Source organism: uncultured Campylobacter sp. (assembly GCF_938045775.1).
Classification (GTDB): Bacteria; Campylobacterota; Campylobacteria; order Campylobacterales; family Campylobacteraceae; genus Campylobacter_B.
Genome location: NZ_CALIBH010000203.1, coordinates 1 through 5,140, shown reverse-complemented (window position 1 = coordinate 5,140; position 5,140 = coordinate 1). Strand labels below are relative to the sequence as shown.

Here is a 5,140-nt window from a genome sequence, read left to right as displayed (position 1 = left end):
CGCCCATTATTCGATATTTGTTTTATTGTTTTCTCTTTTTCATCGTAGTAATATCCCATATAACTCAAAAGCGTATTTCTGCGGCCCAAGATACATTTGTTGCATAATTATTAGAAAGATAAATGCTATAATTAGAATGTATTAAAATACTACAAATTTCTTAGAAAGGACTTGAAATGGCTTTAACAGAAGAAGATATGAAAATGTGGCAGGGCGTGAGCGATCATTTGACGCGAATGGAAAACGACGACGAATACCGCAAGAAAATCGAAAAGCAACTTTATCGCGGTGCTCCAAAAGAGAGTATTGAAAGAATACGACAAGCAGGTATAAAAAATGGCTCAATCAAAGTTAGTAAGCGCAATAAAAAAGATTGATTTCGGCTCTAATGCCGAATTGGGAAGAATTCAAGACGAAGCGATTGCTCTTGCTGAGAATTCTTTGGAGGATTTTTTGAAAGAATATAATGAACACTCTGATACCACAGGTGGTCGCTATATCTGTTCCGATACATTCAAAGAACTTTTTCCTTGCTTTGAAGCAAAAGAAAATAGGGCTCTAGTAAATGACGCGATACATAATTCCTCCGCTGTTTTGGCGGCGACGCGGTTTGAAGAGGTTCTGAAACGCGATGAGCCTAATAAAACCAAAGCAATTTTCATCACCGGAATTCCTGGAGCCGGGAAAACAACCTCGGTTAAAAATTGTATGAACGATGATAAAATTAAACTTATTTTTGAAGGGCAGTTGGCAAACCCGGCGCCGACTATCCCAAAAATAGAGCAATGCTTGCAAAAGAGATTAGACGTTACAATTGCTGCAGTGCATATAGAGCCCGAAAAGGCTTTAGACAATACTTTTAAGCGCTTTAACGAATATGGGCGCGGCGGGAGCATTGAAGTTATGTCTAGCATCCAAGGCAACTTGCCGAGCGGTTTAAAAAAGCTAAAAGAGCATTTCGGGGATAAAATTAATATTATCGCCATTAATAGAAATAGCGATAAGAATAAAATTTTAACCGACGAAAAAGAGATCTACAAACTAATCAGTATCGGCTCAAAAGAAGAAATTTTCAAACGCTTAAAAGTCAAATTAGACCAAGATTTTCAAAAAGGCAGAATCGACAAAGCTTGTTTTGCTCAGGCGAACGAAACGAAGCTAAATAAAATCATGCCCAATCGAATTGACCCGACTGAAATCGCAAAATTTAAAAGTGAGCTAGAGCAAAACGCGCGTAAAGTTCTTAGCTCAAGCAAAAAAGACAGAGACAGATCGGGTGGAATAGAGCGTTAGGTTAATATATAGTAAAATACCTTAAATAGTACGAAAGGATTAAAAAATGAAAAATATTGACACTATCCAATGGGATTACGCAATGAGTGGAGATGAGCTAGAGGCAGTTGTAGCTGAAGCTAAAAGTGCAGCCTCCAATTCATTTGCAAAATTAGCAAAAATAGGTGTAGATGGCTGGAGTGAAAACTTATGGATAGAATTGAGTAAAATTAAAGAAAGAATTTTTGATGAAAAAGATAAAACAGAAGAATACTGGGATAATAAAATCACGGAACTTATGGACGCTTTGGAAAATAAATACGGAAAGGATTTGTATAAATGACAGACCTTGAAAAATTATCAAAATTTAGTCAAGAAGACGTAAAGCGTGTTTCTGAACAAGATATTGTCATCATCAAACTTCCACGCCAAAACTTTATCTTATTGGTGGTCAACCTGGCGCTGGGAAAAGCACCACAATAAATGATTGTATTGCGATAAATCTTGATGATTGCTGCTCCACGCCATCGAGCATACAAAATTTTTCTAATCGTTAAATCAGAGCTTTTCTTGATCCGCTTCGGCAAATTTCATCTCAATGATTCGTAGATATTTGGCTCTCTTGCGCCGCTCGTCACACCTCTATCGCCAAAGTAAAATTTAGCCGAGCTTTTCTGACTTAAACGCCCTTTTTGCTGTCATATAAAAGCCGCTAAAGATAAAAAGCACCATGCAAAGCGAGACAATCGACCATAAAATTTTACCCGCTAGCCCGAAAAAATAGCCCGTATGTAGCTGATAGTTCGCGTCTTTAAACTCGCCCACGGTGATACCCTCCGTCTGCTTCTGCTGTGCGACCTTTCCCTCCTTTAGCTTCACGCTCGCGCCTTTTGGACGGGCGGTAGCGGGCGCGTCGGGCTCATAATATCTGACGCCGATCTTATCTCCAGCTGCGAGCATTAGGGTAAATTCTTTATACTCTATGCCGCTTGATCTGAATATCTCATAAGCCCTCTGCGCGTCGCTAAATTTATACGTAGCGGGCTTTTTGCCCTCCTCTTTTGCGGGCGCGGCAGCGTGATCTTTAGAAGCGGCGGCTTTAGGCGCGCTAGCTTGCGGTAAATTTTGTGAACTTACAAAAAGCTTCATCACCGCATCATTATACCAGCCGTACGACCAGTTAAGCCCGGTTAAGCAGATAAGCAGGTAAATCACTGCACTTAGCGAGCCTAGGCTCGTGTGTAGATTGTAAAAAAGAGCGTATTTTTTGAGTTTAAAATTTGGCCTTATCGCCTCGATGAATTTGCGCCTAAGCCTTGGGAAATGCAGCCAGACGCCGCTTATTACGAGCAGTATCATCGCTGTGGCGCTCGCGCCCACGATTTGTTTACCGACCTCGGCTGCAGTTTTATTGCCGCTTAGCGCCAGGCCCAAATTTCGATGCAGCGACATCACCGTTAGTACAAAGCCTGTGCCGCGATCCCTGCCGATGATCTGCGCGGTGTACGGATCGATCAGATACGCATCATTTCTGTTTGCGTAAATGACGAAGGCTTCGTCATCGCTTTTGGGCACGATGAGCCTTACGGGCTGCTTAACACCCGTTTGCTCGCTAAAGCTTTGCAGGATTTTCTCCACGCTTTGCATTTCGCCTGTTTTTTCGATCTTTTTAGAGCCCGCGTTTATTAGCGCCTCAAACTCGTGCTGATACGATAAAATCGCGCCCGTAACGCCTATAATAAGCAGCGGGATAGAAAAAACGATTGACAAAATCAGATGGACGTTAAACAAAATTTTATTGCGCTTCAAAAGCGAGCTCATTGCAGATCCTTGCGAGATAAATTTAATCTTTATTTGATTGAGGTTCGCAATTATATTGTGCGATTTTAAATATTTAGATAATTATCATTAAGATTTAGGATGCGAAATTTTAAGGCACGTTATGGCATCGCAAGAGCGCCTAGGTACCTCGTGCAGCGTCATAAACCGCGCGCTTTAGGATCTCAAAGCCAAAAATTTAATCCGCCTTTCGCGCGGCAAGATCACGCTAGCGAGATAAAATTCTAATCGCGATTTATAAAAAGTGCAATCAAAATCTCGTAAATTTAGAAATTTTGCGCTAAAATCGCAAATTACGCGAGCTTGCGTAATCCAAAAAACAAGGTCATTATTATGTCGCAAAGTATAACCGAGTTTGCTTCGATAATCCTTTATGTTACGATAGGCTTTTGCCTTCTTGTTTCATTGCTTGATAAAAACAGATCATTCAAAACCGTAGATCACGGAACTCTGTTTATCTCCACCGATCCGCTTTTAAAAATGCAGATGTTTATAATATTCCTAAGCTTCGGCGTAGTCACTCTATCCAGCTCGCACGTAGCAAAACATAACGGCGAGCCGATACCCTGCTTTTACACCCACGATAAAATTTGCTCGCAAGAGTACAAAGCGGCAGGCATAAATTTAAGATGCTTCGAAGAAGGCGATCCCAGATGCGTGGATGGGTATCTGCAAATAAGCGAGCTAAGACTAATACTTAGCAAAATCGGATCGGTCTGCATCATAATTTTTTCTTTTATCGTGCTAATTCAAAAAGGAATCAGAATAGATAAAAGCGGCATCTGCAAAGAATGGGAGATTCTGCCGTTTAGGCATACGGAAAAGATATACTTTGACGAGATGAACTACGCCACATGGTTTATAAGAGGCGTAAAAATAATCAGCATACGAGGCAAAATTAGCGGTGTTAAATTCGGAGCGGGATATTTGTATGCACAAAAGGATATAGATTTTTTGCAAAATTTTATATTAGAAAAGCTCGCTGAAATTTCAAAAGCCGAAGCGGCCGAGCAAAATACCTGGGCTTAATTTAACGCTAAAAATATCTAAATTTAAGGCGGCGGCATGATATTTTTATATTTGATATTCGGCATAAATCTTTTACTGTTTGGGCTTGCCATTTTAAAAAGCATGGTTTTTAAAAGCAACGCCTCTTATAAAACCGTGCAAAAGGGTGCCTGGCTCATACCTCCTAGCCCCATAGCAAAAACTATGCTTATCGTGCTATTTTTATCCTGGGGTTCACTGGTAGCATTTGATGAGCCTTGGATAAAAACAACAAAAGGCAGAGGTAAAGTTGCATGCTTTGATACAAACGACCCTCTATGCGTAGGCGGGTATATGCAAAGAGGCGGTGGCGAGACTGCACTTGTGATCGTGATGGGTCTTGCAATGATGCTAATTGCCATACTGCCATTATCTGAAAAGGGCGTCATCATAGACAGCCGCACCGTAAGGAAAGAGTGGAAATTTTTATCGTTTAAATTTAGCACAAAGATCGATATAGAAAATGCCCTTACGGAGAAAGGGATGAGGGGTGAGATGCCGATTTTGATAGTAGAAGACGGGCAAAGCGGCAAAAATTTTGCGCTCTCATTCCCATACGCACAGCAAGATATAAAATTTATTGAAGCAGAGATAAGAAAGAGGCGCTATAAGATGATGAAATCAAAAGAGGCAAAAGCTCCCCTTAAATCCGCGCTCAAAAAAACTATAAGCTTAAAAGGCGCGAATGAGCGCGCAAACATAGAAATTCTAAAAAACGACAAAGAGGGCGCGGGCGATTAAATTTTAAATTTATCCACGCGGCACAATGATCGCGCGCGCAAGCACCAGCAAGCCCAAAAAGACGAGCCGAAAGCTTAAAACGAGCCGGGCGCTTAAAATTTAACTCGCGATCTTAAAAACCAAAATTCCAAACCGCTCCGTCAAAATCGTCAAAATTTAGCCTATTTTTTACCTAAAATTTCGTAGAATTACGACTTTAAATTTTCAAAAAGGACGCAGATGAATAAAAGTTTGGAATTCA

7 protein-coding genes and 1 pseudogene are annotated in these 5,140 nt (G+C 40.7%); 7 read left to right on the top strand and 1 reads right to left on the bottom strand.

Translation table 11 applies throughout. From position 1 onward, the window contains the following. The first annotated feature begins 176 nt into the window (after positions 1 to 176). The 5 genes and pseudogenes from Q0238_RS08045 to Q0238_RS08025 form a co-directional block, all read left to right on the top strand. On the top strand, positions 177 to 377 hold the full coding sequence (locus Q0238_RS08045) for a hypothetical protein (protein ID WP_297944863.1): 201 nt from the start codon (positions 177 to 179) through the stop codon (positions 375 to 377). Next, positions 337 to 1,293: a zeta toxin family protein gene (locus Q0238_RS08040; RefSeq protein WP_297944860.1), complete on the top strand. Its 957-nt coding sequence runs from the start codon at positions 337 to 339 to the stop codon at positions 1,291 to 1,293. The genes Q0238_RS08045 and Q0238_RS08040 overlap by 41 nt, the downstream gene beginning before the upstream one ends. A 46-nt stretch (positions 1,294 to 1,339) precedes the next feature. Next, complete coding sequence (locus tag Q0238_RS08035) at positions 1,340 to 1,615, top strand: hypothetical protein (protein ID WP_297944858.1); 276 nt, start codon at positions 1,340 to 1,342, stop codon at positions 1,613 to 1,615. Beyond that, entirely contained in the window at positions 1,612 to 1,755 is a 144-nt protein-coding gene (locus Q0238_RS08030; RefSeq protein WP_297944854.1) for a hypothetical protein, read from the top strand. The genes Q0238_RS08035 and Q0238_RS08030 overlap by 4 nt, the downstream gene beginning before the upstream one ends. After that, positions 1,713 to 1,829 (top strand): annotated as a pseudogene (locus tag Q0238_RS08025) (hypothetical protein); the annotation flags it as partial. The gene Q0238_RS08030 and the pseudogene Q0238_RS08025, both read left to right, overlap by 43 nt. 103 nt (positions 1,830 to 1,932) lie before the next feature. On the opposite strand, the gene Q0238_RS08020 reads toward Q0238_RS08025, so the two are convergent. Further along, the gene (locus tag Q0238_RS08020; protein ID WP_297944852.1) at positions 1,933 to 3,093 is read right to left on the bottom strand and encodes a PepSY-associated TM helix domain-containing protein; all 1,161 of its coding nucleotides are present in this window, start codon (positions 3,091 to 3,093) and stop codon (positions 1,933 to 1,935) included. Between the two features lie 351 nt (positions 3,094 to 3,444). Here Q0238_RS08020 and Q0238_RS08015 point away from each other — a divergent pair, with 351 nt between their 5' ends. Beyond that, complete coding sequence (locus Q0238_RS08015; RefSeq protein WP_297944849.1) at positions 3,445 to 4,140, top strand: hypothetical protein; 696 nt, start codon at positions 3,445 to 3,447, stop codon at positions 4,138 to 4,140. A gap of 36 nt (positions 4,141 to 4,176) precedes the next feature. Beyond that, a complete protein-coding gene (locus tag Q0238_RS08010) occupies positions 4,177 to 4,899 on the top strand; it encodes a hypothetical protein (protein WP_297944847.1) in 723 nt (240 codons plus the stop codon). The last annotated feature ends 241 nt before the right edge of the window (positions 4,900 to 5,140 follow it).

What these genes read in the sequence shown, in the direction of transcription:
- Q0238_RS08045 (WP_297944863.1), top strand. Translation starts at nt 177, where the DNA reads ATGGCTTTAACAGAAGAAGATATGAAAATGTGGCAGGGCGTGAGCGAT.
- Q0238_RS08040 (WP_297944860.1), top strand. Translation starts at nt 337, where the DNA reads ATGGCTCAATCAAAGTTAGTAAGCGCAATAAAAAAGATTGATTTCGGC.
- Q0238_RS08035 (WP_297944858.1), top strand. Translation starts at nt 1,340, where the DNA reads ATGAAAAATATTGACACTATCCAATGGGATTACGCAATGAGTGGAGAT.
- Q0238_RS08030 (WP_297944854.1), top strand. Translation starts at nt 1,612, where the DNA reads ATGACAGACCTTGAAAAATTATCAAAATTTAGTCAAGAAGACGTAAAG.
- Q0238_RS08020 (WP_297944852.1), bottom strand. Translation starts at nt 3,093, where the DNA reads ATGAGCTCGCTTTTGAAGCGCAATAAAATTTTGTTTAACGTCCATCTG.
- Q0238_RS08015 (WP_297944849.1), top strand. Translation starts at nt 3,445, where the DNA reads ATGTCGCAAAGTATAACCGAGTTTGCTTCGATAATCCTTTATGTTACG.
- Q0238_RS08010 (WP_297944847.1), top strand. Translation starts at nt 4,177, where the DNA reads ATGATATTTTTATATTTGATATTCGGCATAAATCTTTTACTGTTTGGG.